The 26,951-nt window shown below is 59.5% G+C and carries 33 protein-coding genes and 2 pseudogenes; 21 read left to right on the top strand and 14 right to left on the bottom strand.

The window, feature by feature from the left end; all coding sequences use genetic code 11:
- Positions 1–40: 40 nt before the first annotated feature.
- Positions 41–721: a S16 family serine protease gene (locus tag NKG96_RS19650; protein WP_254538783.1), complete on the bottom strand. Its 681-nt coding sequence runs from the start codon at positions 719–721 to the stop codon at positions 41–43.
- Between the two features lie 191 nt (positions 722–912).
- Here NKG96_RS19650 and NKG96_RS19645 point away from each other — a divergent pair, with 191 nt between their 5' ends.
- A complete protein-coding gene (locus NKG96_RS19645) occupies positions 913–1,455 on the top strand; it encodes a hypothetical protein (RefSeq protein WP_254538782.1) in 543 nt (180 codons plus the stop codon).
- A gap of 48 nt (positions 1,456–1,503) precedes the next feature.
- Here the strand turns inward: NKG96_RS19645 and NKG96_RS19640 are convergent, their stop codons facing one another.
- Positions 1,504–2,151 (bottom strand): cupredoxin domain-containing protein, encoded by a 648-nt coding sequence (locus NKG96_RS19640; protein WP_254538781.1) that lies wholly within the window; start codon positions 2,149–2,151, stop codon positions 1,504–1,506.
- 116 nt (positions 2,152–2,267) lie between these two features.
- On the opposite strand from NKG96_RS19640, the gene NKG96_RS19635 reads away from it, so the two are divergent.
- The 3 genes from NKG96_RS19635 to NKG96_RS19625 are packed head-to-tail and all read left to right on the top strand — an operon-like array spanning position 2,268 to position 3,188.
- On the top strand, positions 2,268–2,618 hold the full coding sequence (locus tag NKG96_RS19635) for an ArsR/SmtB family transcription factor (RefSeq protein WP_254538780.1): 351 nt from the start codon (positions 2,268–2,270) through the stop codon (positions 2,616–2,618).
- 2 nt (positions 2,619–2,620) lie between these two features.
- Entirely contained in the window at positions 2,621–2,908 is a 288-nt protein-coding gene (locus NKG96_RS19630; protein WP_254538779.1) for a DUF7521 family protein, read from the top strand.
- Positions 2,909–2,912: 4 nt separating this feature from the next.
- Positions 2,913–3,188, top strand: a complete 276-nt coding sequence (locus NKG96_RS19625; protein ID WP_254538778.1) for a DUF7521 family protein — start codon at positions 2,913–2,915, stop codon at positions 3,186–3,188.
- Between the two features lie 20 nt (positions 3,189–3,208).
- Here NKG96_RS19625 and NKG96_RS19620 read toward each other — a convergent pair.
- The 4 genes and pseudogenes from NKG96_RS19620 to NKG96_RS19605 form a co-directional block, all read right to left on the bottom strand.
- Positions 3,209–3,594: pseudogene (locus tag NKG96_RS19620) on the bottom strand (universal stress protein).
- Between the two features lie 218 nt (positions 3,595–3,812).
- Positions 3,813–4,112 carry a hypothetical protein gene (locus NKG96_RS19615; protein WP_254538777.1) on the bottom strand — a complete coding sequence of 100 codons (300 nt, stop codon included), beginning with the start codon at positions 4,110–4,112 and terminating at the stop codon, positions 3,813–3,815.
- Between the two features lie 136 nt (positions 4,113–4,248).
- On the bottom strand, positions 4,249–4,665 hold the full coding sequence (locus NKG96_RS19610; RefSeq protein WP_254538776.1) for a hypothetical protein: 417 nt from the start codon (positions 4,663–4,665) through the stop codon (positions 4,249–4,251).
- 350 nt (positions 4,666–5,015) lie between these two features.
- A complete protein-coding gene (locus NKG96_RS19605) occupies positions 5,016–5,723 on the bottom strand; it encodes a helix-turn-helix domain-containing protein (protein WP_254538775.1) in 708 nt (235 codons plus the stop codon).
- 94 nt (positions 5,724–5,817) lie between these two features.
- On the opposite strand from NKG96_RS19605, the gene NKG96_RS19600 reads away from it, so the two are divergent.
- From NKG96_RS19600 to NKG96_RS19570, 7 genes and pseudogenes are all read left to right on the top strand, one after another.
- Entirely contained in the window at positions 5,818–6,522 is a 705-nt protein-coding gene (locus tag NKG96_RS19600; RefSeq protein ID WP_254538774.1) for an SDR family oxidoreductase, read from the top strand.
- Positions 6,523–6,798: 276 nt separating this feature from the next.
- Positions 6,799–8,196 (top strand): annotated as a pseudogene (locus tag NKG96_RS19595) (permease); the annotation flags it as partial.
- Positions 8,197–8,334: 138 nt separating this feature from the next.
- Positions 8,335–8,928, top strand: coding sequence for a helix-turn-helix transcriptional regulator (locus tag NKG96_RS19590; RefSeq protein WP_254538772.1), 594 nt, complete (start codon positions 8,335–8,337; stop codon positions 8,926–8,928).
- Between the two features lie 179 nt (positions 8,929–9,107).
- Positions 9,108–9,404, top strand: a complete 297-nt coding sequence (locus NKG96_RS19585) for a hypothetical protein (protein WP_254538771.1) — start codon at positions 9,108–9,110, stop codon at positions 9,402–9,404.
- A gap of 57 nt (positions 9,405–9,461) precedes the next feature.
- Positions 9,462–9,812 carry an SHOCT domain-containing protein gene (locus NKG96_RS19580; protein WP_254538770.1) on the top strand — a complete coding sequence of 117 codons (351 nt, stop codon included), beginning with the start codon at positions 9,462–9,464 and terminating at the stop codon, positions 9,810–9,812.
- A 91-nt stretch (positions 9,813–9,903) separates the two neighbouring features.
- Positions 9,904–10,320 (top strand): DUF302 domain-containing protein, encoded by a 417-nt coding sequence (locus tag NKG96_RS19575; protein ID WP_254538769.1) that lies wholly within the window; start codon positions 9,904–9,906, stop codon positions 10,318–10,320.
- A gap of 3 nt (positions 10,321–10,323) precedes the next feature.
- Positions 10,324–10,683, top strand: coding sequence for an SHOCT domain-containing protein (locus NKG96_RS19570; protein ID WP_254538768.1), 360 nt, complete (start codon positions 10,324–10,326; stop codon positions 10,681–10,683).
- Positions 10,684–10,760: 77 nt separating this feature from the next.
- Here the strand turns inward: NKG96_RS19570 and NKG96_RS19565 are convergent, their stop codons facing one another.
- The 3 genes from NKG96_RS19565 to NKG96_RS19555 form a co-directional block, all read right to left on the bottom strand.
- Entirely contained in the window at positions 10,761–11,117 is a 357-nt protein-coding gene (locus tag NKG96_RS19565; RefSeq protein WP_254538767.1) for an SHOCT domain-containing protein, read from the bottom strand.
- Positions 11,118–11,223: 106 nt separating this feature from the next.
- Positions 11,224–12,684: a multicopper oxidase family protein gene (locus NKG96_RS19560; RefSeq protein ID WP_254538834.1), complete on the bottom strand. Its 1,461-nt coding sequence runs from the start codon at positions 12,682–12,684 to the stop codon at positions 11,224–11,226.
- A gap of 61 nt (positions 12,685–12,745) precedes the next feature.
- Positions 12,746–13,036, bottom strand: a complete 291-nt coding sequence (locus tag NKG96_RS19555) for a hypothetical protein (protein WP_254538766.1) — start codon at positions 13,034–13,036, stop codon at positions 12,746–12,748.
- A 939-nt stretch (positions 13,037–13,975) separates the two neighbouring features.
- Here NKG96_RS19555 and NKG96_RS19550 point away from each other — a divergent pair.
- The 3 genes from NKG96_RS19550 (at position 13,976) to NKG96_RS19540 (ending at position 15,404) form a co-directional block, all read left to right on the top strand.
- Positions 13,976–14,212: an SDR family oxidoreductase gene (locus NKG96_RS19550; RefSeq protein ID WP_254538765.1), complete on the top strand. Its 237-nt coding sequence runs from the start codon at positions 13,976–13,978 to the stop codon at positions 14,210–14,212.
- Positions 14,213–14,282: 70 nt separating this feature from the next.
- Positions 14,283–14,849 (top strand): DUF7475 family protein, encoded by a 567-nt coding sequence (locus NKG96_RS19545; protein ID WP_254538764.1) that lies wholly within the window; start codon positions 14,283–14,285, stop codon positions 14,847–14,849.
- Between the two features lie 57 nt (positions 14,850–14,906).
- Positions 14,907–15,404 carry a universal stress protein gene (locus NKG96_RS19540; RefSeq protein ID WP_254538763.1) on the top strand — a complete coding sequence of 166 codons (498 nt, stop codon included), beginning with the start codon at positions 14,907–14,909 and terminating at the stop codon, positions 15,402–15,404.
- A gap of 54 nt (positions 15,405–15,458) precedes the next feature.
- On the opposite strand, the gene NKG96_RS19535 is transcribed toward NKG96_RS19540, so the two are convergent.
- On the bottom strand, positions 15,459–15,803 hold the full coding sequence (locus NKG96_RS19535; RefSeq protein WP_254538762.1) for a four-helix bundle copper-binding protein: 345 nt from the start codon (positions 15,801–15,803) through the stop codon (positions 15,459–15,461).
- A gap of 355 nt (positions 15,804–16,158) precedes the next feature.
- Between NKG96_RS19535 and NKG96_RS19530 the strand changes: the two genes are divergently transcribed.
- The 5 genes from NKG96_RS19530 to NKG96_RS19510 all read left to right on the top strand — a co-directional run bounded on the left by NKG96_RS19530 (position 16,159) and on the right by NKG96_RS19510 (position 20,697).
- Positions 16,159–16,932 carry a DUF4396 domain-containing protein gene (locus tag NKG96_RS19530; RefSeq protein WP_254538761.1) on the top strand — a complete coding sequence of 258 codons (774 nt, stop codon included), beginning with the start codon at positions 16,159–16,161 and terminating at the stop codon, positions 16,930–16,932.
- Positions 16,933–16,934: 2 nt separating this feature from the next.
- Entirely contained in the window at positions 16,935–17,531 is a 597-nt protein-coding gene (locus NKG96_RS19525; RefSeq protein ID WP_254538760.1) for an Lrp/AsnC family transcriptional regulator, read from the top strand.
- A 152-nt stretch (positions 17,532–17,683) separates the two neighbouring features.
- Positions 17,684–18,421, top strand: a complete 738-nt coding sequence (locus NKG96_RS19520; RefSeq protein WP_254538759.1) for a DUF8832 domain-containing protein — start codon at positions 17,684–17,686, stop codon at positions 18,419–18,421.
- 262 nt (positions 18,422–18,683) lie between these two features.
- The gene (locus NKG96_RS19515; RefSeq protein ID WP_254538758.1) at positions 18,684–19,685 is read left to right on the top strand and encodes a DUF7972 family membrane protein; all 1,002 of its coding nucleotides are present in this window, start codon (positions 18,684–18,686) and stop codon (positions 19,683–19,685) included.
- A gap of 73 nt (positions 19,686–19,758) precedes the next feature.
- On the top strand, positions 19,759–20,697 hold the full coding sequence (locus NKG96_RS19510; protein ID WP_254538757.1) for a ZIP family metal transporter: 939 nt from the start codon (positions 19,759–19,761) through the stop codon (positions 20,695–20,697).
- A 73-nt stretch (positions 20,698–20,770) separates the two neighbouring features.
- Here the strand turns inward: NKG96_RS19510 and NKG96_RS19505 are convergent, their stop codons facing one another.
- Both NKG96_RS19505 and NKG96_RS19500 read right to left on the bottom strand, forming a co-directional pair.
- Positions 20,771–21,355 carry a methyltransferase domain-containing protein gene (locus tag NKG96_RS19505; protein ID WP_254538756.1) on the bottom strand — a complete coding sequence of 195 codons (585 nt, stop codon included), beginning with the start codon at positions 21,353–21,355 and terminating at the stop codon, positions 20,771–20,773.
- Positions 21,356–22,102: 747 nt separating this feature from the next.
- On the bottom strand, positions 22,103–22,546 hold the full coding sequence (locus NKG96_RS19500) for a hypothetical protein (RefSeq protein ID WP_254538755.1): 444 nt from the start codon (positions 22,544–22,546) through the stop codon (positions 22,103–22,105).
- A gap of 153 nt (positions 22,547–22,699) precedes the next feature.
- Here NKG96_RS19500 and NKG96_RS19495 point away from each other — a divergent pair, with 153 nt between their 5' ends.
- The gene (locus NKG96_RS19495) at positions 22,700–22,891 is read left to right on the top strand and encodes a hypothetical protein (protein WP_254538754.1); all 192 of its coding nucleotides are present in this window, start codon (positions 22,700–22,702) and stop codon (positions 22,889–22,891) included.
- 1,205 nt (positions 22,892–24,096) lie between these two features.
- A complete protein-coding gene (locus tag NKG96_RS19490; protein WP_254538753.1) occupies positions 24,097–25,338 on the top strand; it encodes a site-specific integrase in 1,242 nt (413 codons plus the stop codon).
- An 86-nt stretch (positions 25,339–25,424) separates the two neighbouring features.
- Here the strand turns inward: NKG96_RS19490 and NKG96_RS19485 are convergent, their stop codons facing one another.
- Positions 25,425–25,826 (bottom strand): DUF8160 family protein, encoded by a 402-nt coding sequence (locus NKG96_RS19485; protein WP_254538752.1) that lies wholly within the window; start codon positions 25,824–25,826, stop codon positions 25,425–25,427.
- Positions 25,823–26,641 (bottom strand): ParA family protein, encoded by an 819-nt coding sequence (locus NKG96_RS19480; protein WP_254538751.1) that lies wholly within the window; start codon positions 26,639–26,641, stop codon positions 25,823–25,825. Before NKG96_RS19480 ends, NKG96_RS19485 begins: the two co-directional genes overlap by 4 nt.
- Positions 26,642–26,951 lie beyond the last annotated feature (310 nt).

Here is a 26,951-nt window from a genome sequence, read left to right as displayed (position 1 = left end):
AACGTACGCACTGGACTCAGTCGGTCGCGGGACGATTCGGTCACAGAATTCGGTCGAGTGCCTCTGAAATCGAGGGGGCTTCGACGATTTGGAGTCCTTGAACAGCCACGTCCGTCGGTTTGCTCGCCGAGACGATCAGCTCCCGTGCCCCGATCGCTCGCGCCGCGCGGGCTTTCGTCTCGATCCCGCCGACGGGGAGCAACGCGCCATCGTCGTTGACGATTCCCGTGATGAGCGTCTCCTGTGAGAGTGCCCGCTGGCGGAGGCTGGCAACGAAGGCAACCGTGAGTCCGGCCTCCCAGCTCTTTCCGCGTAGTGCAAACACACCAGATGAGGGGGAGTCGAACGTGACGTGCGTCGCCATATTGGCGAGTGAACCCCCAGTGAGACGTGTGGCGGTCTCCCTCGCCTCTCGGAGCGCGAGTTGGAGGTCGTGACGGACTTCAATCCCGTTCAGGTTCACGAACAGCTCACCCACCCCCTCAGTGAACTTCACATCAAACGGGACGATGAGACCGTTATCGAAGCCGTCGACCGCTGGAAGATAGTAGCGCGTTGGGGTGGGAAGTGTGGCTCCTCCAGCGAGCGTCGCCAGCGACTGAAAGCCCTCCCCTCCTTGAGTGAGACCGAGAACCGCCCCAGCGCCGCCGATGCCCCCGATTCCGAGTCCTGCGAGGAACTCCCTCCGTGACAAAAGCGTCTCTTCGATACGACCAATCACGTCGGGTTCCGTATCGGACGGTCGACAAACGGAGCCGGATTCATCGGATGGCATAACAGTCAGTTGGTGACGACGCTCGACTTTCGTGGTACTGCATAACAGGGGTGCGATAATAAAGACTCTTTGCAGGATGCGCTTCGAACGAGTACGCCTATCCCGGCCGCGCGCCGACTGGTAGACAGATCTCGTCGATGCTCATGACGCTCGGGTATCGGTCGCTAGTCGGACTCGCGAGCGTGACCAGCGTTGTGACCGGTATCGGTGTGTGGATCGCATACCAGCTTGAGCTCGTCTTGCTCGGAGTGACGACCGTCGCCACTTGGACACTCCTGGTCGGGGTCGTCGAGGAGGCGTTCGCCCGATTCATCCCGCTGATACTCGTCTTTTATACCTGGAGCTACTGGCGAGGCCAGCTCCTCTCGAAAACCGAAGGACTACTTGCGACCGTCGTGTCTGGCCTAACCGTTGCATTCCTCGAACTGCTGCTCAAGCTCGAATATCTGTCGCGCTCGGAGGCGACAGCCCAGCTCGACCTGCTGGTGTTACCGCTGGTGTTTGTTCACCTGCCGTTCGCACTACTCGCCGGGCGGTTCGCGTACGCGCTCGGTGAGCAGATTCACGATACCGGCGATATGGGCTTTTCGTCGCTTTCTCGACGAACTCTGGCGGCGCTTATTTTCGGGTATTTCGGTCTCGCGGTAGTCCACGTCGGATACAATCTACTCGTAAAGTAAGAGTCGAAGCGAAAAATCGTTCAAAAACGATGTGGCAACAGTGTAGTTTTACGAGCTGTCCTCTTCGTGATCGTCGCTAAGGGCTGTCCGAGCCATTCCATTCAGTTCGGTGAGCTTCTCGCGAACGCGCTTGGGTTTGTCTGCTGGCGGCTCCTCCAATGCAGTCTGTTCGTCGGGATTCGGCTCTCCAACGATGATGGTGCCGAGCATCCCGAGGGTCTCATGGGGCGTGCAGTAGTAGTGGTAGACGCCCTCAGTCTCGAACGTGTGCTCGAACGTCGCGCCACCCTCCGAAAGAATACCGCTGTCCCAGGCCGCTGCGCCGTCCGGGACGAGCAGAGGCTGGTCGTTGTCGGGATGGTACGCCGTCGTCGAGTGGCTTCCGCTCTCGTTGGTCCAAGTCACGGTCCCACCGACGTTCACCCGCACGACGTGTGGCTCAAAGTGATTGTCTCCATCCTTGGCAATCATGTTCACTTCGGCCGTGTCGGACGGCGCACCAACTGCCTCGTCGTGACCCTCCCCATCGTCGCTGTTACCGGACTCCGTGCCGTTGTCGTCATGGCCACTCTCGGTCAGCGATTCGTTTGCCGCTCCGCCGTCGTTGTTCTGCGTTCCAGTACACCCAGCAAGCCCAACGACTGCCGCACCGCCAGTCATCTGAAGCATTTGTCGGCGCGTGAGTGAGTCGGTCATGGCATCGGTCACCTTACACGTAAACCCACACACTCGGGGGATATAGTCCGGGAAGTAGGTTTGCTGGGTCAGCAAATCGGCGTTTCTTTATATACTCGTTCACAACAACACGGACTGTGAGTGAGGAGCGGAACATCTCGGGGATCCTCGAAATCCTTGACGACGACTATGCACGCGCAATCCTCGAGGCGACTCGCCGAAAACAGATGTCTGCCAAGGAACTCAGCGAAGTGTGCGAGATGTCAGTCTCGACAGTTTCCAGACGGGTCAACACGTTACTAGAGTACGACCTGCTCATCGAGCGAACGCATATCGATCCGAATGGCCACCACTACAGCGAATACGAGGCCCAACTTGACCGCATCGACGTCCGGCTCCTCGAGACTGGGTTCGACGTCCGCATCGAACTTCGGGAAGACGCCCCCGACAGACTCGCTCGTCTGTGGGACACAATGAGGAGAGAATAACCATGCACATCGGTCTCGTTATCGCAAAGCTCGTCACGATGGCTCTCGGGTTCGTGATCGCATACCAGGCCTACCGAGGATATCGACGTGCCAACAGCCAATCGATGTTATACCTCGCGGTCGGCTTCGCCATCATCAGCTTCGGCGCGATCATCGAAGGGATCTTGTTCGACGTGGTTGGTCTGACGTTCCACAATGCAGGAACGGTGGCAACGGCAATCGTCGCGATCGGTATGCTCACGATTCTGTACGCTCTGTTCGGACGCGACTCGAGGAAACTGGAGGATTAAGTGAATGGTAGATACGACAACAGTAGTTCTCTTGGTCGTCCGCTTGGTCGTCCTCGCACTCGGTATTCTGATCACGTACGACAGTTTCGAGGCCTACCGACGAACTGGGACGTACTATATGCGTAATGCTGCAATCGGATTCGGAATCATCACTCTCGGCGTGTTCATCGAAGGAGTGCTGTTCGAATTCGGGGGCCTCAATCTCGCTGTCGTCCATATCGTCGAATCAGTGGCAATCGCTCTCGGATTCCTGATTCTTCTAATCTCTCTTCGCCGGTAGCGCTGGAGTGTCTACACCCCTCAAATGATCAGAGCTGGCACATCTGAGCTCCGTAGAACTCGTTTGGTTACGCTCCCAACGAGCCATCGTGAAATACCGGACCGACCGTGTGTCCCCATATAACGAGATCAATGTCCTGCTGGTCGCAGTACTCTGATATCACCAGATGGGGAACGCCGTGAGTGATTTCAGCAGCGACTGAAACACCATCGGTAGCCGCCTGCGATTGGACGTCTTCTACGACAGTCTCCCTGTTTTGCTCCAAAACTTGCTGCAGTTCGTGCCCACGTCCTCCCCGACGAGACGCGTAGGCACTTCTATCGACAACGTAGAGGGCATGAAGTGTCGCATCGTACGTCCGAGCCAGATCAAGATACTGGAATCGGCCGTCAAGGTTGGCGTACATCCCAGCGACCTCTTCCGCCTGATGGAATTTGCCCCCTCACGTGGGCGGTTGTCAGGGGTATCGTATTCGAGTCCGTAGTGCTCCTCGGAGTTCGACGCCGTCCAGTGGACCGATTCGGTTACGTACTCCCAGATTTCCTCGGGCGATGCGTCGATGACGATTTCGGCTTTGTCGGTGACGTACATGGTGGTCTCTCCACGCTCTCATTCTTTCTTCGCTCACCGTGCGAGCGCGTTGTACAACCACGCGAAGGCGTACACAAGAACGAAGCTAATGACAGCTGCCTCGATCATGCCCGCCACCGTCCCGACGACGGTCGGCTCGAAGAACAGGTGCCACTGTTCCATCATCGCTACCGCACCCTCGTACACTCCGACAGCACCGAAGACACCGAGCAGTAGCATCACGACTGCTGCGACGATCGCTCCGGATGCCCCGAGTGCAATCGCGTTCAGTTCTCGGACTGCATCCTCAGCCCGGTCAGTACGGTTTGCGGTGTTGCTGGTAGTCGTGCTCATATCTAGTGATACGTCGGCATGATTCAATGCGATTGTCGTTACGATTCGAAAGCAAGCCCCCTGGCAGAGGGTTCACCGACGTTTCGTCGACATACGAAAACGGTACAGGAGGACGTTTTCGAGGCTTCCTTTCGAATCACCCGAGCAAGTACCGGAGCCACGGATTGGACTGCACGACCTCGAGATCTTCGAGATAGGCATCCAGCCCGAGAATCCGCCCAGCACCGAACGCACCCAGAATAAGTGCGAGTCCGGTCAACGTGAGCCCCCACATATTCAGCTGGTCGATGAGTGGGTTCCCAGCCATACTCCCCCAGAATCCCATCAGCGGATTACCTTCCGGGACGGCGTTCATCAGGAAGCCAGCGGCAGTCCAGTTGTTCTCCGGGTTGGCGTCCAGATACGTGACGAGCTTCGTGACGCCGCCCTGGAAGAGCGTCCACCCCATCACGATCCGAAGGAGGAACAGTGAGTATCCGACCCAGTGCTCGGAGTAGTCGAACGTGACGGGACGGCCCCAGATTTCCGTTTCGAGGGTTTCTGTCGTTGCCATAGTGCAGCTAGAATGATTCATTCACAATTTATTACAATTGTGCTTATTAAGGGGTGGATATCAGGGCGAGAAATATTCGAATCGAAACCGACCAATGAGTATAGTCACCATTCACGATTTGCTGGTCTGCTCAATCTGATGGATATGTATTCCCGTATGCACGCTCTCTCTCTGAGTAACCGGGAGTTCGTGGGAGCGGTTTCAGACAGCATTTAGACTCAAGCGGCTCTGTTGAAACCCTCAATCAGTGATATGTTCTCGGAGCCGTGCTGCATACAACGCGCGAGTCGGTCAAGAGCCTGAACCGGAAAAGAGCGATCTGAGTAAACTCAAGTTCATCTGGTCAGACCCTACGACAAGTCGAGTACTTTCGCTTCTGCTTTGTGCAGATGTTCGTGGAACGTAGAAGTTGTAATACTCAACTCTGTAGCCAGCTCTCCCGCTGTGACGGCCTTTGGGTGCTGGTAGTACCCTCGTTTCCGTGCCAGCTGAAAGATTTCCCGCTGCCGATGCGAGAGTCCATCGAGGGGGAGTGAATTCGAGCCCTCCGTACGGCTGGCACTGGTAATCGACTCCACGACAATCTCTGCGTCTCGTTCGTCTCGAATTTCATTGAGCAGTGATTGAATCGTCTCACGAGTGGCATTCGAGAGGACCGTCCAGTGCTCGGTCTTTCCGAAGGCATCAACTGGGGCACCATAGACGAACCCACGAGATGTGAACGCGTCGCTGATCTGTGTCTTTCCATCATGCTCGACTAACAAGTCACGGGTTACATTGCCAGGTGTTGGGGAGCGACCGTGTCGGTACCCGTGGGCCATCTCCGAAACTGAGTACACCGCTGGATGGTTTCGAACCAACGACAGACCCTCCTCTATAGTGTCCTGTTCGTCACCATAGACGGTGTAGTGCGTGCTTGCTCTGCCACTCTCACGAGTGTAAATTGCGTATCCCAAGAAACCGACGTCAACCTGTGTCGTCACGTCCAGCACCCAACACCCAGGATGCCGGACATCTAAGGTGAGTCGTAGTGTTTCTGCAGACTCGGTCGCACTCATAGTCGTGTCTAGCAGTCACCAATGAAAAGCAAGACGGGTTGGCACCTGCTATAGCAGGTTACGTGCCCATCCCATCAGCGTGGATACACAGAGTATGGACGAACAAAAGGTCGCTGTGGTGACTGCTGCTGGAAGTGGAATCGGCGAGGCATGCGCACGGAAACTGAGTGAGGATGGCTACACTCCGGTACTGTTGTCACGGTCAGGGAGCGCCGTCGAGGTCGCAGAAGAACTCGGCGGGACCGGATTCGAGGGGTCAGTGACGAATTACGACGACTTGGCGGCGCTCGTCGAGACGACACAGGAACGCTACGGGCGTATCGACGCAGTGGTGAACAACACGGGCCACCCGGCGTCCGGCGACCTGCTCGATATCTCGGACGAAGAGTGGCACGAGGGGCTCGATCTCGTACTGCTCAATACGGTTCGGATGGCGCGACTCATCACGCCCATCATGGAGGAGCAGGGTGGCGGGGCGTTTGTGAACATCTCTACGTTCTCGGCGTTCGAGCCCTCCGTGACGTTCCCCGTTTCGTCGGTGCTGCGGGCTGGACTCGGGAGCTTCACCAAGCTCTATGCCGACCAGTACGCCGCCAGTGGGATTCGAATGAACACCGTCCAGCCGGGATTCGTCGACAGTTACGAGATAGACGAGGAGACGCGAGCGCGAATCCCGATGGGCCGACCAGCACGAACGGACGAGATAGCGGACGCAGTCGCGTATCTGGTCTCTCCTGAGTCAAGTTATATTACCGGCCAGAACATCCGCGTTGATGGCGGCCTCACCGAGTCCGTCTAATCACGTAGGGACCTGCTTCTGCCCCATCTATCGCCGGTGTCTTCTTCGCTACATACACCCTCTGTATGTTGTACGTCGTACGTATCAAATTCTGAGTATTTCAACAGAGCCACTCAAACAGTGACTGCATACGCTCCCCTCGCAGTCGTTTGGCCCCGTGCGATGCGGCGAACCCAGACGAAGCCAGCTCACGATTTAGATTCTATGAGTAAGTGATGCCCCTGTTTTTGATTTGTAAGAACAATCGACAAAGATGATGCCTGCGATGGTGTACATATGCAGGCCGCGCTCGTCGAGGGGGTACTCGAATCGCTGCGGATCGGTATCGGGTTTCTCTGGACAGCCGCGTGGGCGATTATCATGGGGCTCGTCATCACGAGCCTCGTGCAGGTCTACGTCTCGAAGGAACGGATGGCCAACGTTCTCGGAGAAGGGGACCTGAGTGGTCTCACGAAGGCAACAGTGTTCGGCGCGGCGAGTAGTGGCTGTAGCTTCGGTGCCGTCGCTATCGGGAAGGGGCTATTCAAGAAAGGCGCGCACACGGTGAACTTCCTCGCGTTCATGTTCGCCTCGACGAACCTCATCGTCGAACTCGGGCTGATGATTCTGATTCTCCTCGGGTGGGAGTTCCTCGTCGCGGAGCTCCTCGGTGGCGTCATCCTCATCGCGGTGATGGCGCTTCTCGTCCATCTGACGCTCCCCGAGAATCTCTTCGATCAAGTTCGCCAGGAACTGAACCAGCGAGACGACGAGGGGGGAATCACCGAGGATCCGACCTGCGGGATGGAAGGGAAAAACGAGTACTCGCTTACGACCGATGGGGGCGAGACGCTGAAGTTCTGCTCGAAGGGTTGTATGGAGACCTACGAGCAGGAGGCCGCCAGTAGCGGCGGATGGCGCGACGAACTCCTCTCGTGGGGTGGGTGGTACAAGGTCGGGAATCAGTACCGCAAGGAGTGGTCGATGATCTGGAAGGACATCATCGCCGGCTTTCTGATTTCGGGGTTCGTCATCGTGTTCGTGCCACAGTGGGTGTGGAACTCGCTCTTCCTGCAGGGTGACGGGCTGCTCGTCAGCGCCGAGAACGCGATCATGGGTGTCGCAATCGCCGTGCTCAGCTTCGTCGGGAGCATGGGGAACGTCCCGTTCGCCGTCGCGCTGTGGGGTGGTGGTATCAGCTTCGCGGGCGTCATCGCGTTCGTCTACGCCGACCTCATCACGATTCCCGTCCTGAACGTCTATCGGAAGTACTACGGCTGGAAGGTGATGCTGTACATTCTCGGTGTGTTCTTCGTGACGATGGCCTTCACGGGCTTTCTCATGGAGGAACTGTTCAACGTCCTCGGCATCGTTCCGAATCTTGCCGGCGGGCAGACCGCGTCCGAACAGACGTACTTCGAACTCAACTACACGTTCTATCTCAACATCATCGCGTTCGCGCTCTCCGGGTTCCTCCTTTACGTCTATCGTCGAGGATTGGGTGCTCCCGGCCAATACCGCGACCCCGTCTGTGGGATGCGGACCGACGATAGCGGGCCGAGTCTCACCCACGACGACGAGACGTACTACTTCTGCTCGAAGCGATGCAAGCGATCGTTCGAGAAGCACCCATCCGAATTCGCACAGCAACACCCACAGACCTCTGGAACGGGGACGTCCCAGAGTCATGAACACCACAGACCGTCATGTCTCGATACATCGTTCCGAAATCAAGCAGCCCCGAGACTAGCCTCGGTCAATCACAACTGGTACAGCGAAGTCTCACCAACTCTCGGGCATGAACGAGTATCACGCTAGATCAAGGTGGGAGGGATGAATCGACGGCGAGCCGATACGGTGGTCGGTTTCCTCGTCGCTGCCGTTCTCATCATCGGCGGTGCGCTCAGCTGGGATGCGTACCAGCAACAGCAAGCATTCGAGGAGATGGGATCGATGATGGGAATGTCGATGGGGGCGGTTCACGGAACGAATCCGCTCTGGTACGTCCTCGGAACCCTCCTCGTCTCGGCTGTCATCAGTGGGGGGTATCTCGTGGTTCGGGACGAACTCACCGGCATAGATGCACCCGACCGCTCACAGGACGAGCTGGCGAGTTCGACCGCTCGCGAGAGCGCCGAATCACCAGAGGGGGCAGTGCAGCCGAACGGAGCTGTCAATCCGGAGTCCCAGCCACAGACTCGCGTGTTAGACCTCCTACCGGAAGACGAACGCCGCATCCTCGAGCCGGTGCTCTCCTCACCCGGCATCACGCAGATCGAACTGCGGGATCGCTCGGACTTCTCGAAGAGCAAGGTGAGCCAGACGGTCAGTGCCCTGGAAAAGCGTGGGTTGCTGTATCGCGAGCGACAAGGACGGACGTATCGGATCTACCCGAGCGACGATCTGCATCAAAACCAGGAGCATTGATCACCGGTACAGCGTCCGAGGAGGTAGCCGAGCACCGACGAATTCGGCACGGACGAACGGTTCTCTCCCTGAAAAACGATTAGAACGCTCTATACACGTTCTCGGACGTTCTCCTGCGCGAATTCACACCCATCGTGATAACTCCCGAGCGGTCCTACGACCAACCGAGGAGAAAGACAATGATCACCTTCGAACTCGGCCGCTGGCTGCTCGTGGCGCTCGCGATCATCGGACTCGCGTTCGCCGCCCCCGTGGTCAGCGCACACGGCAACGAAACGACTGCAGACGATGCGCCCCCGTATGACGGGACCGCAGACGACTGGGCCGCCTGGATGGAGGCGCACATGACCGAGCACATGGGTTCGGGTGCCGTCGAGTGGATGGAGGCGCACATGGGTGGGACCGTCGACGAGATGGCCCAAGACATGGCTGACGGCGACTACGACGGTGGAATGTACGGGCAGGGCCACTGCTGACGGTCCTGACCGTTTGGATCGCTTCGACAGAACAACGCGACTAACCAATACACGACAATGACGCAACTCACCACTCACATCGGACGCACTGCTCGTCGACTCACGTTGCTCGCCATCCCGCTGCTGGTCGCGACGACCGGCACGGCCACCGCGATGGGCGGAGGCTACGGCGGCGGGATGACGGGCGGCGACTGGGGGCTCTTCGGCGGCGCGATGGGCCCCTGGGGTCTCCTCTGGATGGGGCTGCTCGTCGCGGCCCCGATCTACCTCGTCTTCGCGCTCGCGAGGCGTGGCGGAGACGGAACCGAGGAACGCCCGCTGTCGGTCCTCCGAGAGCGCTACGCGCATGGAGAACTCTCTGACGACGAATTCGAACGACGGCGCGAACAGCTGGAACGTGCCGGATGATCCATCTGGTGTCGGTTCCAGCACGGATGCCTCCATCCACCGACCGCGTCGGAACTCCACAGTTAACTCCACCAATAGAGAAGTATATCGCATGAAGTACACAATACAAAAGGCCGTGTCCGGTGACTTCGACCAAGTGGTCGAGACGACCATCGGCGCGCTCAAAGACGAAGAGTTCGGCGTCCTCTGTGACATCGACGTTCAGGCGACGCTCGAAGATAAGATCGGGGAAGAGTTTCGGCGATACCGCATTCTCGGTGCGTGCAATCCGGCGCTCGCACACGAGGGGCTGAACGAGGAGATCGAACTCGGCGCACTCCTCCCGTGTAACGTCATCGTCTACGAAACCGACGACGGCGAGGTCATGGTGAGTGCAGTCGATCCCCAACAGCTCGTCGGCATCGCCGACAACGAGGCGCTCGACTCGATCGCGAACGAGGTCCATGACCGGTTCGAACGCGTCCTCGCCAGTGTCGCGGACGAACTCGACTCATCTACGGAGGCCTGAGCCATGTCATCATCGAACCAACTCGACACCACGACCATCGTCCTCCTCATCCTCGGAGCGATCATTGTCCTCCCCTTGCTCACGATGGGGATGGGACTCGGCGGGATGATGGGTTACGGGGGTATGATGGGCGGATACGGGACGACCAGCGGCTGGTGGCCACTCGTCGGGATGCTCGTCCCACTGGTCTTCCTACTCGTCCTGCTCAGTGGAGGATATCTCATCTTCCGTCGCGTGACGGAATCACAGTCGTCGCGGAATCCCGCGATGGAAGAATTGCGCATGGCGTACGCCCGTGGTGATCTCACCGAGGAGGAGTTCGAGGAACGGCGTACGAACTTCCGCCGGGAGGAGTCGCAGTAGTCTGCGAGAGGGACAGATGATAGTTAGCACCCATCGCTGGCCGTCCGACACGATCGTAGTGAGGTCGACCCCGGAAGCTACTGTCCGGAGAGACGGCGACGACGAGACTCGTATTCCTCCTCGTCGATGTCGCCACGGGCGTATTGCTCGCGGAGGGTATCCATCGCCGGGTCGGATTGGGTAGCGTCTCGGTCGGCGACCAGCCCGTAGACGAGGATGGCGGGCAATGCGACGAGCAGCACCATCCAGAGGGTTCCGACGAGCATCATGCCGATACCCCAGCCACCCATGCCACCCCACCCTCCCCACATGTGGGGCATCCACCAATCCCCGGCCACCTGGTTGCCGGCAGCCATGGCGAACCCGAACATGAGTAGGGTCAGGACGACGAGTCCGCCGGCAATCCAACCGAATATCTGCTTCGTCGAAGTCATTTGGTCGTCACCTACGCTAGAGGAGGGGGTGGAGGGGAATATAGCTGCGGAGCGATTCTCAACCTTCGGGAACCGAACAGGAGGCTGTATCAGTCTGTCTTCGTCGTCACTCGTACACGAAGGCGCGAGCCATCCCTGCATGGAGGTGATAGAGGTTGTGACAGTGGAACAGCCACTGACCCGGGTTGTCGGCGATGAAGTCGAAGGTGACCTCGCCCATGTGACCCGGAACGAGCACCGTGTCCTTGACCGCATCGCCGACCTGGAAGAAGTGTCCGTGGAGGTGCATGGGGTGGACGACGGGGCTGTGGTTCGTCATCCGAACGCGGACGTGATCACCCGCCGAGATGCGAAGCGGGTCGGCGTCGGGGTAGGTCTGCCCGTCGATAGTCCACCGGTAGGACCGACCGCCACCGGCCGACAGCGTTAGATCGAACGTCCGGTCGGGACCACTGTCGATACCGTCGACGGGCGAGAGCGCTCGGAGGTCCGAATACCGGAGCTGCTGGCCGGTCGATTCGACAGGTGTCGGGGCGTCGTCGCTGTTCCCGTATCGAAGGACAGCCTTCGCTGGCGGTTCGTCCCCGTCGAGCGCCGCCGCCCGGACCTCCCACGCGCCAGGGGAGTTCGCTTCCACGATAGCGTCGTATCGCTCGCCGGCACCGAAGACGAACGAATCGACGCCGACTGGTTCGACCGGTCGGCCATCCGCGTGTGAAACCTGCATCTCGTGGCCTGCGAGCGCGACGTGGAACGTCGTCGCGCTGGAGGCATTGATGAAGCGCATCCTGATTCGCTCGCCGTCCTCGACGGAGAACGACGGAGGGTCCGATGGGAGGCGCCCATTGATGAGCAGCCCTTCGTACGGTGGGCGGGTGTCCCCCATCATCCCACCACCCATTCCTCCTGACCCGCTACCCATTCCTCCCGATCCACCGCCCCCCGACGCATCGGGCATCTGCGGCGGTCCCGGGAGGAAGTCGTCCAGTACGAGTGTGATATCGCGGTCGTACTCGACGTGCGGGTCGGCTTCTTCGATGATAAGCGGTCCGGCGAGGCCCCGGTCGAGTTGCAACCCGACGTGGCTGTGATAGAAGTATGTCCCCGCGGGTTCGGCCCGGAACGAGTATTCGAACGTCTCCCCGGTACTGATCGGTTGCTGGGTCACCTCCGGGACCCCGTCCATCGCGTTCCGAACTGGGACACCGTGCCAGTGAATCGTCGTCGACTCGGGGAGCTGGTTCGAGACTCGAGCCCGGAACACGTCGCCTTCCCGAACCCTGAGCTCCGGACCCGGGATCTGTCCGTCGTAGCGCCACGTATCCCACGACGTATCCCCGGCGACGGTGTTCGTGCCGGTATTCGCGGGTAATTCGACTGTTTCGTCGGGACGGAGGTCCGCTGTGGAGGCTCCAGTCGTCGCGCTCGGCGGCTCACTACCACTTTCCGAGTCGGCTTCAGATGGTGCGTTGGCTCCACAACCGGCGAGTGCGGCGAGCGTACCGGCACTGAGCGATCGGAGGACTGTTCTACGCGTGGGTCTGTTGGGAGGTCTGGGTGGGGTCACGATACTGTTCAGGGATTTCTCAGGTAGTCTGTCGTCAGTAACGGGGGGTTGGCACTCTCGCTCAGGCGGCACTGTTGTTGGCTCCGGGGTCGAGTTCCGTCGCGTCAGTATCCTCGGCCGACTCTTTCCCTCCGTTGACGTCGATGATCGCTTCGTAGTTGACGGGCTTCTCCGGGAGGTCGCCGACCATCCGTTCGACGAACGCCCCCTCATCGAGGCCGACGAGGTCGAGGGTATCACGGACCTCCGAGAGTGGTGCGCCGACAAGCTCGCCGGGCGAGGCGTCCTCATCAGTACCGTCGTTTCGGACATCGGCTTCCGTCCTATGGATAGTATTGCGACTACTAAGCATTACTGGTATGCCATTTGGCCTCTCTCGATAGAGGAATATGGATTATAGTCCGCGACAGCCCATGAATCAAAGCTTGTCGTGGCGATGCCAGCCAGCATCTAGTAGTAAGAGGAGTGAGCACAACAGCCAAGACTTCCTCTGCTTACGTAGACAACTGTTTCAATATGGTATCGCTTTCTATTACAGGTATAGTGGTGTCATAGCAGGTTCGATATTCGCAACCGAACGGTCGCAAACTCTCGGAATACAAATCCGCTGCGGGCAAAGACTGAGACCGAACTGCTAGGTAGGGCATATCCAGCCGTCTCAAGCCTCTTCCGAGCTCGTTCGAGACGTAACCCCGATCTACTTAAACGAAGGGGAGAGTTCGGAGCGTTCGTATCCAAGGAACATTCGCCAGTCCACCGGCTGAGCCGCCACGTGACGGTGATGTGGTCCGGGTTTCGCACTCCAGCGGTGCGACGACTCCCTATCGGGACAGACCGTGGTTTGGTTTCTTTGATTAGGCCGAGGAGAGAGTCGACCAGGTGTAGTTCTGTCGGGCTGTCGACCGGCGTTCGGTAAGTCGGTGCCGACTGCCGCTGACGACGGCCCGAACGGCTCCCCCGGGGCGGACCCGCTACGACCGTGCCCGAACCGGGCCGTTCGTTCAAGCGTGTCCGAGGTCACAGGCATTCGTGGCGGCCTGCGGTCGAGGAGCGACGGAACCGCGAGGGATACTCGAGTCGCACTATCGTTCGTTAGCGAAAGTCCGTTTGAACGCGTCGCTCGTAGCATCGACCCACCACATGAGAGTCGCCATCACCTCCCGGCGCTCTCGCATTCCGAAAGGCCACGAGCGGTCGGGTCGGTCTTCCGACGGTCAAGGCCATCGTCGGTAACCGAGTCATCCCTCGACATCTCGACCGGTTGCTCGCCCGCAACGCGTGGAGCGGTCAGATGACCGATACAAAAGAGAACCCTGACCGGCCGGACAACCTCCGCAAACCGGACGACGACGACGTCGACCACGGCGCACGCGTCCGATTCGACGACCGGGCGCGCGACCACAGCCCGCAATTGTGGGCAACGACTCATCGTGGTGAACTCGCTCGTGCATTCGTCGCCATCGTCCTCGGTGTGTTCGCAATCCTCGAGAAGCGGAAGAGCGGAACAAAGGGGGAAGAGATACCGTGAGAAATCACACGATGACCGTCCTCGTGTTCGGACCGAATCGTTCATGCCAGCATGGGGATAAGGCCCTCTCATGAGACGGAAACTCTTCGCAGCGACGGCCGTACTCGCCGTCGGGCTACTCGTGGCTGGTACCGCGGGCAGCGTTCCGATACAGAGTGGCGAACAGGCGTCGAGTCACGGTCACGGAGGAGGAAGCTGGCTCGTGACTGCTGCGGGCGTATTGTTACTCGCTGCGTTCCCAGTTGGACCGGCGTACTGGTTCAGCGGGCGGAACACAAGCGAACGAACGAAAGACCCCGTACACCTGCTGACGATCGTCCTCCTATTGATCACGGGAATCGTCCACCTCTACATCTACGTCGCACACGGCGAGACCATCATGTTGCTCGCGGGACTCGGATTCCTCGGCGGTGTCGGGCTGTTCGCCGTCGGGTTCGCCCAGCGCTACCTCTACCCCATTGGCATCGTCTACACGCTTGCCCAGCTCGTTCTGTGGTTCCAAGCGGGAATGCCCCACCTCGACAGCTATGGGCTCGCCGACAAGGTCGTCCAGGTCGCAATCATCGGACTGCTCGGCTACCTCTACGTTCGGGAGTACCGATCGACGCCGAGCGGTGGACCGAACGCCCCTCAGTAGTTCAGCGAGGAATTGTCGACACAATTTTGTCAGTCCAGCCGAACGAATGCGGTACGGATGTACGACCGGCTTCTTCTCCCAACGGTCGGCTGTGATAGCAGGGACACAACTGATTCCACATCGGGAGACGCGGTCGGGGACCGATTTCGGAACGCGATGCGCCATGTCGGCGCACTCGCGGCGGAGTTCGACGCGACAATCCATGTCCTGCACGTCGTAAGCCGGAACACCCTCCCGCCGGGCGTTGGGGACGCGCGAATAGACGATGTCCCACAGCCGGTCAGACAAACCGGCAAGCGGATCATTCGTCGGGTTACCCACCGGCTAGAGACGTCGTCGGGTCGGACCGTCGAAGCACTCCGAGTCGGGTTTCCCGCGGATGTAATCGTCGACTACGCTATCGAGGAGAACATCGACATGATCGTGATGAGGGGCCCGGAGCGATCACGCCTTCACCGGTTGCTGTCGGGGAGTGTCTCGACTCGGGTCGCTAGAACTGCCCCAGTACCCGTAGTCACAGCCGGGGACCCGGTCGCTGGGTCGCTTCTCTCGTGAAAAATTCCGACCGAGAGTGTCCGGCCGCCTCGTCGCTCGGTATCGTGAACCGACTTAGCTCATCATGCTGCGACAGGACTCCGCGCACTCGCGGAGGACCTCCGCGCACGTCTGGCAGTGGTCGGCCTCGTGCCGTTCGCACTCCTCGGCGCACTCCTCGCAGGCGCCGGCACAGGCCTCAGCGAGCTGCGTGCTGTAGTTGGAGTCACGCGCCATGAGCCGCGCATGCAGCGACGCGATGTCCGCGACGTCACGGCACAGTCGGATGCATTCGGCCATGCCTTCGCCCTCGCCGGCACACTCGTCGGCACACCACTCGCAGGCCTGGACGGCCTCGGTACAGTTGTCGATACAGTCGCGCTGTTCCTCGCTCAGGTGGTCGAGTTCTTGGAGCGTCATCGCGTATAGAGAGAGGGCCCCCTGATTCAAGCGGGTTTTCGCTAACGAAGCAAGGCCGCTGTGCGAGCACAACCTTGATGAGCTATTCACGGAGCACCCCGGAGAGTGCCGAAGACGGCCGGTCGACCGCCGTGTGTCAGTGCGGCGTAGTTTACGAAGTTCGATTTCGGTGTGGGTTCAGTCGGTGAATCGAAATCTCGGCCCGCGGCCCGAGCACCGTTTCGAAGGGTGGCGTGAGCGGAGCATCATCACTAGAGTACACTCACGCGGAGAGAGAACCCGTCTATACGGTACACAGCTTTGGATGCTGAGGGACAAGCGCATTAAACGAGCCGCGTGAACCGTGTAGTAGACGATGTCCACAAGCACTAGCGTCGTCGGACCCGCCGTGCTCCAATCGACCGGCGGGCTCGCGGGAATCGCCAAACAGATCGAGCGGGCGTTCGAACCGGCCCGCGAGGTACTCGTCCCGATTCTGTCGAACCCCGTCGTCGTCGGGGCATGGGCGGTCCTCGTCCTCGCCTGTCTCGGGATGCTGTGGTGGGACCTCCGGTCGAACAACCAGCCGCTGCCCTCGATGATGAAGGCCGTCTGGACGCTCGTGGTCGCCTACTCTGGACCGTTCGGACTCGGGGTGTACTGGTACTCCGGACGGACGCAGATTCCCAATGACTCGCTGTGGAGACGGGGCTTCCGCTCGACGAGCCACTGCTACTCGGGGTGTGGCGCGGGTGAAGTCGTCGGCATCACCCTCGCACAGGGGATCCTCGCACTCACCGTCGGCTGGGTCGCGGCCGTCACCTTCGGGTTCGCGTACCTCTTCGGGTACGCGCTCACCATCGGCCCGCTCATGCAGGACGGGGTGGGCTTCAAAGAGGCGACGTGGGACGCCCTCCTGAGTGAGACGCCCTCGATTACCATCATGGAAATCTTTGCCATCGGCACCGACCTCCTGCTGGCCGCCGAGGCGCACATGGGTGACCTCCTGTTCTGGTCGGCGCTCGCGTTCTCGCTGTCGATCGGCTTCCTCGTCGCCTGGCCGGTCAACGTCCTGCTCGTCGAGTTCGGCGTCAAGGAGGGCATGAGCGACCCCTCGGAGATGCGTGAGGGCGCAGCCGCCGCGGACTGACCATGGTCGAGTTCGACGACCTCGACCGGCAGATCCTCGACCTCCTCCTGGAGGACGCCCGCCGGTCGTTCCGGGAGATCGCCGACGAGATCGGTCGGTCCGCACCGACGGTGTCGAACCGGGTCGACCGACTCCGGGAACTCGGCGTCATCAGGCGGTTCACGCTCGATATCGACCGATCGATGCTGACGACGGGCGAGCAGTCGCTCGTCGTCGCTCGCGTGCAGCCGAGCGCCGCCGAGCCGCTCGCCGACGCGTTGGCCGACGACGAGGCGGTCGAACACGTGCTTCGTGGCGTCGGCGGGACGGTCGTCGCGAAGGCGACGGTCGACACGTCGACCCTCGACGGGCTGCTCGGCGACCTCTCTGAAGCGTACCCGGACGCCGACTGGTCGGTCGAACCGCTCGTCGGGACGCGGTGGGACCCGCACCTCGGCGTGACCGGCGGGTTCGGACTCGTCTGTACGGTCTGTGGCAACACCATCACCGAGGACGGCGTCGACGTCGAGGTCGAGAGCGGGAACCGACACGTCGTCTGTTGCTCGACGTGCGCCGCCGACATCACCGAGCAGTACGAGCGACTCGCCGACGCCGAATAGACTACGATCGAGGGATTCAAAATCCAATCTCCCAGGGCGGCTGAATATCGAGTACGCCGTGGAGCGGCGCTATGAAGATATCCTCAGACACCCTCCCTATTCACATGCGTACTACTCACCCCCGATCGCACGGGACCGATGTTCACCACGACATGACGAACGAGATGGAAGCCACGAGTGGGCACCATCTTGCCGGTGGATTCTCGCTGGCCGCCGACGGTCTCCGACTGGTCCCCGACAACACCATCTTCGAATCCGGCGTCCCCGTCGAGTGGACATTCCATATTCTCGGTGGCGACGGCCGCCCTATCACGGAGTTCGAGGAGTCACACGGCGAGCGGAGCCATCTCATCGTGGTCCGTCGTGACCTGACGGCGTTCCAGCACCTGCACCCGACCTTAGAGGCTGATGGGACGTGGCGTGTCGCCGAGTTCTCTCTTCCTGCCGGCGGCGTCTACCGGGCGTTCGTCGACGTCGTCGTTGACGACCGGCCCACGACGCTCGGTATCGACCTCCTCGTATCGGGGACGTTCGAACCGAACACTGACCAGAAAGCAATGCGGCGTGCGACGGCTGCCGATTACGACATCGAATTGCAGTCTGGACTGATTTCGGTGGGTGAGGCGAGTCAGCTCTCGTTCGTAGTCCGACGGGAAGACGGGACATCGGCGTCGCTCCATCCGTACTTGGGCGCACTCGGACATCTCGTCACTCTCCGTGACGGGGACCTCGCGTACCTCCATGTCCACCCGGTCGAAACGAACCCGGAAGACGGGACGGTTGCGTTCGATGCGCAGTTCCCGACGCCCGGCCACTACCGTCTCTTCCTGCAGGCGAAGCCGGACGGTGAGCTCGTCACTGCTGCTTTCGATATCCAAGTCGAGGGATGACGAGCCGAGTCCACCCGTCGATGGACGATTGAACCGTCGAAGAGAACAACCGAATCCGATAGATGGTCAGGACGGTCGCATACCTCGCGAGATCTCATTGGCGCGAGGGGAGACGGACGGCAAGTACGACACCAAGCCGGAGATGCAATGAGTGTGTATCGAGTAGCCACCCGTATGAGCGATCAGTACTACTGGAACAGATGCTATCCGAGCCCAAAACGGGGCCAACCTTTGAGCATACTCGCTTCGACAACAACTCCGAATGAGCGATAGGGCGTCGATCGACATGGGGACATACGCGAAAGAGACGCCCGACGATACGATCAGTCGGTGGCTACTGCTCGAAGCGAGTCGAGTGCGGCTCCTCGGCGGTGCGTTCCTGTGTATCGCCGGGACAGTAGCGGTGCTCGTCTGGGCAGGAATCCTGACTGGCGCGTCGACGAGCCCGATGTCGTTCCTGCTGAGCGGGTTCCTCGGCGGGAACCTCACACTCATCACCGTCGTTATCTCGATCAATCAGCTCGTCCTCTCACGCGAACTCGGTGCACCGGGAGAACTCCATCAGCGTCTGCAGGAGGCACTGTCGTATCGCGAGTCCGTCGACGATGTCGTCGAAGCGGCTCCTCCGGTGACACCGAGGCGATTCCTGCAGGTACTACACCACAGTCTCGATGACCTCGCGGCGGATCTCGCCGACGAAGCGGACGGGGAACATCCCCCGGAGTTACAGTCGCGGCTCGATGCACTCGTCGAGTCGGTTCGAGCCGACGCCGACGACGTCAACAGCGCCCTCGACTCCTCCGAGAACGGTATCTACGCGGTCATCACGGCGACCCTGAGGACCAACCACGCAGGCCAACTCTACGAGATCGACCGCCTCTCGAGTGCGGCAGATGAGTCCCTCGACAAGACGATACGGGACCACCTCGGGCGACTCCGTGACGTCATGATATACATCGACGTCGCCCGGAAGTATTTCCGGACGGTGTACATCCAGAAGGAACTCGCGTTCCTCTCGCGGATCATCCTCTACGTCGGCATTCCGGGGCAGTTGGTCCTCGTCGGAGCGTTGCTTGGCTACCACGCAGTAGCGACGGGGACCATTCCGCCAATCGTCATGGCGTACGCGCTTCCGATTACCATTGCCGCTGCTGTCGCACCGCTGTTAGTCCTGGGAGCGTACGTACCCCGATTAGCGTGGGTCGCACAGCGGAACGCGTCGGTCGCTCCCTTCGCCGCATCGGACGAAGAGTTCGAATTCTGAACTCGTGTCGATTATAACAGTGGCGCGTGAACTCGATAGAGATGGAGTGTTCGATGGACGAGGACCCTGATAGATGAGTATCGAGGAATTGTTCGTCGACCTCGTTGGGACGAACCCGGTCATGCAGGGCCTAGCCGGTGGTGTCGTCATCGCGTTTCTGAATCTGCTCGGGGCGTCGGTCGTACTGGTGTGGCGAAACCCGACCGAGCGATGGCTCGATGCCGCACTCGGGTTCGCCGCTGGGGTCATGCTGTCGGCGAGTTTCACGAGCCTTCTCCTTCCCGGTATCGAGTTCGCCTCGGAGTCCGGCTACCGCGCCATCACCCTTGGCGGATTCGCACTGGCAGGAATCGTGCCGGTTCTCATCGGGTTCGGGTTCGGGGTCGCCGTCCTCGACCGGGGCGAGCGGTGGGTCCACTACGTTGGCCCGATTATCAGTGATCGACTCGTCACACGGACCGAAGCGCGCTCGGATGGGGGAGAGGGTGATTCGACACACAGTCACGCAGGCGGGCACGCCGAGATGATCGGACCCGTTGCGACGGACTCCGATTCGGGAAACGCCCGCGTCCTTTCGGTCCTCCTGTTCACCGTCGCCATCACGCTCCACAATATGCCCGAAGGGCTTGCAGTCGGCGTCGGGTTCGGGAGTGGGAACATCGGGAACGGTATCGCGCTCATGCTCGCAATTGGCATCCAGAACATCCCTGAGGGGCTTGCGGTGTCCGTCGCGGCCATCAATGCTGGGTTCGACCGGTCATGGTACGCTGCAGTCGCCGGCATCCGTGCGGGAGTCGTCGAGATTCCGCTTGCCCTATTAGGGGCTTGGGCAGTGACTGTGGCCGCGCCCCTCTTACCGTACGCGATGGGGTTCGCTGCTGGTGGAATGCTGTACGTCATCGCCGCTGAGATCATCCCCGAGACGCACACCCGGGGCCATGAACGAATCGCGACGCTCGGCCTCGTGTTCGGGGCCGCACTGATGCTCACACTCGATGTCGTACTCGCGTAAGGAGACCTGCGTCCGCTCTTGGCCACTACAAACGGTTGGTCGTCTACCGGCGACGTCGACGAGTGCCAGGTCCTCAGGGACCGGATTTCCGACCGACCGCGATGTAGACAGTTCCTCCGTGGTAGGTTCGAACGGCGATATCGTCGAACGTCTGCTCGATAGCGTCGGCGATGTCCGCGTCAGGGTACCAGTTAGTGATGGCCGCCGAGACACCTTCGATGAACGGGTTCAGCCACCGCCCGGGTGCGGTTCGGAACGACCTAGTATCGAGAACTACGAGCCGCCCACCCGGCCGGAGAACGCGATAGACGTCTCGCACCACGTCAACCGCATCGGCTATCGCGCTCAACGAGAGAGTGGCACAAACGGCGTCGAACTGCCCGTCCTCGATTGGCAGTCGGGTCGCGTCCGCTCGCAGGACCGAAACGGAGGTGTCGAGCGTCCCGCCACGTTCAAGCGAACGGCGAACCATCTCGCGGCTGGTATCGACGCCGACGACCGTTCCAGTTGGTCCGACCGCGTCAGCCAGATACTCGAAGTTCTGGCCCATACCACAGCCGATATCGACCACCCGATCGCCCGATTCGAGAGCGAGAGCCGCCACTGTCCGGTTTCGAAACGGCGCCTCGCGCCCGAACAGGAACGCGTTGACGAACACGGTGTAGGCGAGGTCGTGCCTTCCCCACCAGTCGTATACGCGCCGACTGTGGGCGGCACTCCGGCGGGCGAACGCCCACTCTCGAAAGGAGCGTGTCACGTGAGACCGACCGTGCTGATTAGTCGTATGCTGACGATGGGAGTTGTCGAGGACGACACAAAGACTGGTCAGAGCGCCGGTAAGATGAGCATGCCGATGGGGTCCAACCCACCGACAGCCCAGATTGGGTTCTTTGGCGTCCTCTCGTAGCGTACTTCGCGAGTCGAGGACTCCACGGCGTCCTACGGGTTGTCGTCGGTGAGGATATGTTACGGCTCAGTGGCTACGTTCGTCTCAGAACCAACGATCGTGGCGATGCCGGTCAGGAGGAAGATCAGTAAATCAAGAGAAGCATTTCACATTACGGAGCGAACGTCGCAACTCCTACGAGGAGTGCACCGAGGACTGCAAGACTGGCACCACCGAATAGCTTCGACAAGCCCGGTTCTTGACAGCCACCAGCACTCATTTGTCCGTCCTCTGGTGACTCGATCGGACCAGAACAGGCTGGTGCGGTCGTATCTTGATAAAGACCGTATCCTGCAACGAAGAGGCCAACAACGACCAGTACAGCACCAAAAATTCGAGCGGGGTGGAGGACCAAAGGCGAGACCATGTGGTGACTCACCCACACGATAGTATAAATTTTTCCGCAAGAATGTTCGCGTACTCCAAATCGATGGTAGACCCACGCTCTGGGTCAAACAGCTACGAGGATGGTCGCTTGAGCCGGGAACCACCCATGACGAGCGCCACCCCGACCAGCATGAGTGCTGGCCCACCCATTCGATAGATCTCCTGAAAGACGTTACACTCGGTTCCGTAGTAGGTCGCATGGTACGTCGAGTTTCGGTAGTTGATATACTGAGGAGCGTCAGCGCCGTTCGCCCACTGCGTTTCATTGAGTGGAACGGAGGCACCGTCCACCTCAACGCTTACGCGGAATCGATCTTGCTGGTACTCAGTGAGCGTCTCGTACGGAACAACGGGCGACTCAGGCGTCCACGATGAGTAATCGAAGATGGAGAGGACGTACGCTGGGCACTCGGTGGGCGCGAACGGGCCGATACCGACTGCAGCAGCACCCCCGACGCCAACAAGTGAAACTTCAAGCATAACCAGTGCGATCGACCCCCACCGACGGAGATTCATTGTTGTTGATAATATCTGTCCTGACAAGTACGTTCCGCGACCGTAAGTGGATGCGTTGATAGACGCACGCTCTCTGTCTATCGTTCGACCGTGCCGTGTGTAACGACCGTCACGCATGGAGATTTATGTCACCTCGCGATAAACACCGATTTCATGAAACGCTGGCTGAAGTTCTTCCTGGTGGCGACGGTGGTATTCGCGCTTGTCGCTGGTATTCCAGGCCTCTTCCTCCCTCCTGACCCCTACTCGACGCTGCCCGTGACGATTATCGGATTCGTTCTCGCGTTCTCCGTCGCGTACTGGGTTGTCTATCGCCGGGGAGCTACAGACGTAGACGTCGCCTGACAAAAACGGAGCAGGGAAGCAATCTCGTCGGAGCGATAGACCCACGCTCTACGTCTATCGTTTGACGCGTGCCGCGTGTGTATCACTGGGGACGATTCAGTAGTTCGATAAAATCAGCGATTGAACCATCGGGAGTGTATTAGTGTCGTCGCACGACCAATTCGTATGTATCGCCGGACAGTTCTTGACTGGCTTGGGGTTGCTGTTGGCGTAAGTATGACTGGCTGTGTCGACTCGATGGTGGCGAGTCCGGATAGTGAACCAAATCCATCCACGAACAGTACCGGCACAGTAACACAGTCATGTGACGATTACGTGTATCAAAGCGAAGCAGACGGCGCGGGTGAGTTACCGTGGCATCTCTTCATCCGTAATGTCGGGTTAGACTCCCATCCAGTAACAATATCTATCAGAGAGGTCTCTGAAAGTACCCTCACCGACGTCATTTCCTGTACTGCTGCCTCTTCGAGCCATCGCGAGCTTCTGTTTGACCTCTCTGCAGATACCGAGTACCGAGTCACAGTCACTCTCAATCGTTCCAGTGGCACTGAGACGGCGTCAACGACGGTGTCGGGCTGGAACCGAGTGACTGGGAGCAATGAAGCGTTGGAAGTCACAGTCGAAAACGGCGAGTTCCGGATTCAACGCATCCATTATGACTCGGGAATGCCCACGAAACAGAATGAATAATTCACTCTCGGCTGTTAGACGCTCTCCGACTAAGAAAACTGATGACCGACGAACACCCGGGGAACAATACCTCGAGGGGCGCCGCTGAGTAGCGACTCAGTTTGTCAGAACGGTGGCGGTTGTCCATTGACCGCTGACCGGTTGACGAGCGGTACAGTCCGCCGAGCGTACGGTGAGTAGAAATCCAAACGCGCAGGAAGGCCCGGCAGAGAAGATTGTATAGCCATATACGATTTATCCCAATTAGACATCAAATCTGGGTTGGTGGTGTTGCTGTGGTTTTCTGGATTAGAAAACGCCACACCACAACACCTAAGTGAACTTGGGTTATCGCTCTACCCACCGAAAATCCAGGTCTTAGAATCGGGGGCACACACAGCAGGTCGCCTTCCGTAGCGCGATTTCGTCATCAAAATTGGAAGCCCGAACTCAACAGCGCTCCACTCGGCACCCCGTCACGACCGTCATCATCCATGTCCACAGAAACTACCACCGACCCACCACGTTACAGCACGATGGATATCGAGGACTGCGAGGCCTTCTACCAGGAGGAAATCGCCCAGGAGATGCGGGCTGACGGGCTCGACCCCGACCACGAGACGCCGACGTACGCGTGGTTGAGTGACCACTATCGAGGCTTCATCGCGCATCTCTCCCGGAACTTCGACCTCTCACCCGGAGACTTCTACGCCGAGATCGGGGTTCCGCCAAACAACGAGGAAGACGACGACAGCCCGTTCGCGTTCGTCGACGATCAGGAGACCCGTCAGGCGCTCGAGTCCTACCTGCGTGAGCTCCGGGACCGGCAGGGACGCGCTGAATCGACGGTCGCGACCCGACGTTCGGTCCTTCGCCGCTACGTCGAGACCTACCAGCAGGTGAACGACACCGACGACCTGCTCTCACCACTCCGGTCTGAACGGGGGAGTTCCGAGGAGAAGGCCCGTGTCGCGGACACCTTCGACGTCCTCCGACGGCTCGACGAGACGCTGAACACGCACGCGTCGCGTCGCAAGTACGTTCAGGAGGTTCGGCAGTTCTACCAGCACCGTGTCGACTTCGGGAAAGCCGACTACGACCCGACGACGCGGCTCGAACGCAGATTCGGGTGGGATTCGGCACCCGACTGGGACAATCCCGCCCTCGACGCCGACCAGATCCAGGCTCTCTACCGGACGGCCGAGACGTCGGCTGACCGCCTTCTTGTCGTTGGTGTCTGTGGATGGGGACTGCGGCCGATCGAAGTCTGTGCGCTCCATTCACGCCAGCTCACGCTCACTCCTGACGAGGACGACCCCGAGGGTCCAGACCCGTACATCGGCTTCGAGGAGGATGAGCGCAAGAACGGGCCGGGGACAGTCGCGTTACTGGTTGGCGTCGAAGAACTCGAGTCACGGATCGACGATCTCCACGACGAGTTCGATGACGACTGGAATGGCTACCTTCTGCCGTCATCCTCGTCGAAATCCGGTCATATATCGACGGAAACCGCCCGGCGGCACTTCCGCGACCTCGCTGAGGAAGCTGGGGTTGCCGTCGACGGGACGGCGCCGACGCCGAAGATGGGACGTCGATACTGGTACACTGCGTACGGGGCAGCGGTCAAACGAGTGGCTGAGCGATTCGAGGGTATCGCAGAAGAACAGGGCTCGAAATCAGCCGAGGTCGTCCTCGATAACTACCTCTCGAAGCCCGAGCGACGTCGCCATCGCCGGGATGAAATGCGTGATGACCTGGTCGGGCTCTTCGATTCGTGATGCCCTATCGCTTCCCTACCGGATGACGGGCACCAGCGCGGTCAGCGCGGAAGCCAGAAGGGGCTGATTCGACTGTATATCGGGGGTTATTCGTCGCCGATGTCGGAGAGCCGAGCCTGGATGTCGTCGACGTCGGCGTCTGAGAGCGCTTCGAGGCCGAACTGCACGAGGAGCGGGTAGAAATGCCGGTTCTTCTTGAATTCGTCACGGCCCGATTTCCGGAGTTTCAGCTGGGATTCGAGGTACGTATCCTCCAAGTCGTCGAGGATGCTGTCCGGGATGTAGATCGTCCGGCCGTTCCACTCCTCCTTGATATTCGTTTTGTTCGTTTCCTTCGTTTCGTTCGGTGAAGTCATTTCCTGCGTTCCAGTCGAGGAACTGGTTTCAGTCGTCTCGGTCACCTCGCTCGTCTCGTTCGTTTCCTCCGTTTCCTCGTCGTCATCGTAGTTGCCTTCGATACCTGAGGCGCTTCCCCAATCGTCGCTCATGCTTCAACCTCCGTTGGCGGGGTTTTCTCAAAGGTCTCGTCAAGCAGGTCGGCGATGTCGTTGAACAGCGAGCGGGCGTCTTCGACACGCTTGTTCTCCTTGCTGAAGCCGAAGATCGATACGCCTTCACCGATCGATTGCGAGAGATCCGTCCGCTTCGGGATCTCGAAGAGAGGCAGCGAGTAGGCAGATTCGATTTGCTTGATCGTGTTCCGGTGTTCGGCGTTCTGCTCGACCCGATTGCACACGATAGCCAGGCGGTTGACGTCCCCGTAGGCAGGTTCGAGGGATTGGAGCTGTTTCGCGAAAATTCGGAGACTATTGGCGTTGAGCTTCTCAGGGAGGACTGGAATGATAACGTTCCCCGTCGCGACGAGGGCGTTGTCGGTGAGAACATTGAGCGACGGTGGAGTGTCGACGACAATGTAGTCGTAGTCCATCTCGAGCTTGTCGAGAGTCATTCCCAGACGCTCTCGGCTCTTGGGCGCTTCGAGCAGCGTCTGGATGTTCTTATTGTTCGCGAGCTTCTCGCTGGCGGGGAGAATATCGAATTCTTCGTGCTCGACGGTGATGTCGTTCACCGACTCCATCTGATCGAAGTCGAGCACGTCGAAGAGCGTGGTCCGGTCCGTATCGTAGTACAGGTCACTGTAACCAAGCGAGCATGTGAGCCCACCGTGGTAGTCGATATCGACGAGAAGTACGTCGTGTCCTCGCGCGGCAAGTGCGCCGCCAGTATGGATGACATCGGTTGTCTTCCCCGCGCCCCCCTTTTGATTCGCCACGGTGATTCGTGCGGTGTTGGTGTCGGTCATTTCTTTCGTTGTGGTCGTTGGATTCGTTACGTTCGTTTTGTTCGTTTTGTTCGGTGCGTTCAGTGAGAGTGTTTCACTCAGTGAGAGGATTACAGGGATGTTAAAACCAACTGTTCGTTTCGTTCGTTGAATCCAGCACGCTCGTTTTTGTCGATGAACTCGTTATGTTCGTTTCTTCCATTTAGTTCAATGAACGCGTTTAGAGACCGTTCTGTCAACCGGTTCGTTTCTGTGAATGCGTTCATTACACCAATCACGCTCGTTTTGTTCGTTTCGCTCGTTACCTTCGTTTCAAGAGTATAGGACACTA

The sequence above is a fragment of the Halomarina litorea genome, assembly GCF_024227715.1.
Lineage (GTDB): Archaea > Halobacteriota > Halobacteria > Halobacteriales > Haloarculaceae > Halomarina > Halomarina litorea.
The sequence above is the reverse complement of the archived record's forward strand: the minus strand, read 5'-3'. Positions and strand labels throughout refer to the sequence as shown.

Coding starts and splice junctions, on each gene's coding strand:
- NKG96_RS19645 (WP_254538782.1), top strand. CDS start 913: ATGCTCATGACGCTCGGGTATCGGTCGCTAGTCGGACTCGCGAGCGTG.
- NKG96_RS19640 (WP_254538781.1), bottom strand. CDS start 2,151: ATGACCGACTCACTCACGCGCCGACAAATGCTTCAGATGACTGGCGGT.
- NKG96_RS19630 (WP_254538779.1), top strand. CDS start 2,621: ATGCACATCGGTCTCGTTATCGCAAAGCTCGTCACGATGGCTCTCGGG.
- NKG96_RS19625 (WP_254538778.1), top strand. CDS start 2,913: ATGGTAGATACGACAACAGTAGTTCTCTTGGTCGTCCGCTTGGTCGTC.
- NKG96_RS19615 (WP_254538777.1), bottom strand. CDS start 4,112: ATGAGCACGACTACCAGCAACACCGCAAACCGTACTGACCGGGCTGAG.
- NKG96_RS19610 (WP_254538776.1), bottom strand. CDS start 4,665: ATGGCAACGACAGAAACCCTCGAAACGGAAATCTGGGGCCGTCCCGTC.
- NKG96_RS19605 (WP_254538775.1), bottom strand. CDS start 5,723: ATGAGTGCGACCGAGTCTGCAGAAACACTACGACTCACCTTAGATGTC.
- NKG96_RS19600 (WP_254538774.1), top strand. CDS start 5,818: ATGGACGAACAAAAGGTCGCTGTGGTGACTGCTGCTGGAAGTGGAATC.
- NKG96_RS19590 (WP_254538772.1), top strand. CDS start 8,335: ATGAATCGACGGCGAGCCGATACGGTGGTCGGTTTCCTCGTCGCTGCC.
- NKG96_RS19585 (WP_254538771.1), top strand. CDS start 9,108: ATGATCACCTTCGAACTCGGCCGCTGGCTGCTCGTGGCGCTCGCGATC.
- NKG96_RS19580 (WP_254538770.1), top strand. CDS start 9,462: ATGACGCAACTCACCACTCACATCGGACGCACTGCTCGTCGACTCACG.
- NKG96_RS19575 (WP_254538769.1), top strand. CDS start 9,904: ATGAAGTACACAATACAAAAGGCCGTGTCCGGTGACTTCGACCAAGTG.
- NKG96_RS19570 (WP_254538768.1), top strand. CDS start 10,324: ATGTCATCATCGAACCAACTCGACACCACGACCATCGTCCTCCTCATC.
- NKG96_RS19565 (WP_254538767.1), bottom strand. CDS start 11,117: ATGACTTCGACGAAGCAGATATTCGGTTGGATTGCCGGCGGACTCGTC.
- NKG96_RS19555 (WP_254538766.1), bottom strand. CDS start 13,036: ATGCTTAGTAGTCGCAATACTATCCATAGGACGGAAGCCGATGTCCGA.
- NKG96_RS19550 (WP_254538765.1), top strand. CDS start 13,976: ATGACCGATACAAAAGAGAACCCTGACCGGCCGGACAACCTCCGCAAA.
- NKG96_RS19545 (WP_254538764.1), top strand. CDS start 14,283: ATGAGACGGAAACTCTTCGCAGCGACGGCCGTACTCGCCGTCGGGCTA.
- NKG96_RS19540 (WP_254538763.1), top strand. CDS start 14,907: ATGTACGACCGGCTTCTTCTCCCAACGGTCGGCTGTGATAGCAGGGAC.
- NKG96_RS19535 (WP_254538762.1), bottom strand. CDS start 15,803: ATGACGCTCCAAGAACTCGACCACCTGAGCGAGGAACAGCGCGACTGT.
- NKG96_RS19530 (WP_254538761.1), top strand. CDS start 16,159: ATGTCCACAAGCACTAGCGTCGTCGGACCCGCCGTGCTCCAATCGACC.
- NKG96_RS19525 (WP_254538760.1), top strand. CDS start 16,935: ATGGTCGAGTTCGACGACCTCGACCGGCAGATCCTCGACCTCCTCCTG.
- NKG96_RS19520 (WP_254538759.1), top strand. CDS start 17,684: ATGACGAACGAGATGGAAGCCACGAGTGGGCACCATCTTGCCGGTGGA.
- NKG96_RS19515 (WP_254538758.1), top strand. CDS start 18,684: ATGAGCGATAGGGCGTCGATCGACATGGGGACATACGCGAAAGAGACG.
- NKG96_RS19510 (WP_254538757.1), top strand. CDS start 19,759: ATGAGTATCGAGGAATTGTTCGTCGACCTCGTTGGGACGAACCCGGTC.
- NKG96_RS19500 (WP_254538755.1), bottom strand. CDS start 22,546: ATGAATCTCCGTCGGTGGGGGTCGATCGCACTGGTTATGCTTGAAGTT.
- NKG96_RS19495 (WP_254538754.1), top strand. CDS start 22,700: ATGAAACGCTGGCTGAAGTTCTTCCTGGTGGCGACGGTGGTATTCGCG.
- NKG96_RS19490 (WP_254538753.1), top strand. CDS start 24,097: ATGGATATCGAGGACTGCGAGGCCTTCTACCAGGAGGAAATCGCCCAG.
- NKG96_RS19485 (WP_254538752.1), bottom strand. CDS start 25,826: ATGAGCGACGATTGGGGAAGCGCCTCAGGTATCGAAGGCAACTACGAT.
- NKG96_RS19480 (WP_254538751.1), bottom strand. CDS start 26,641: ATGACCGACACCAACACCGCACGAATCACCGTGGCGAATCAAAAGGGG.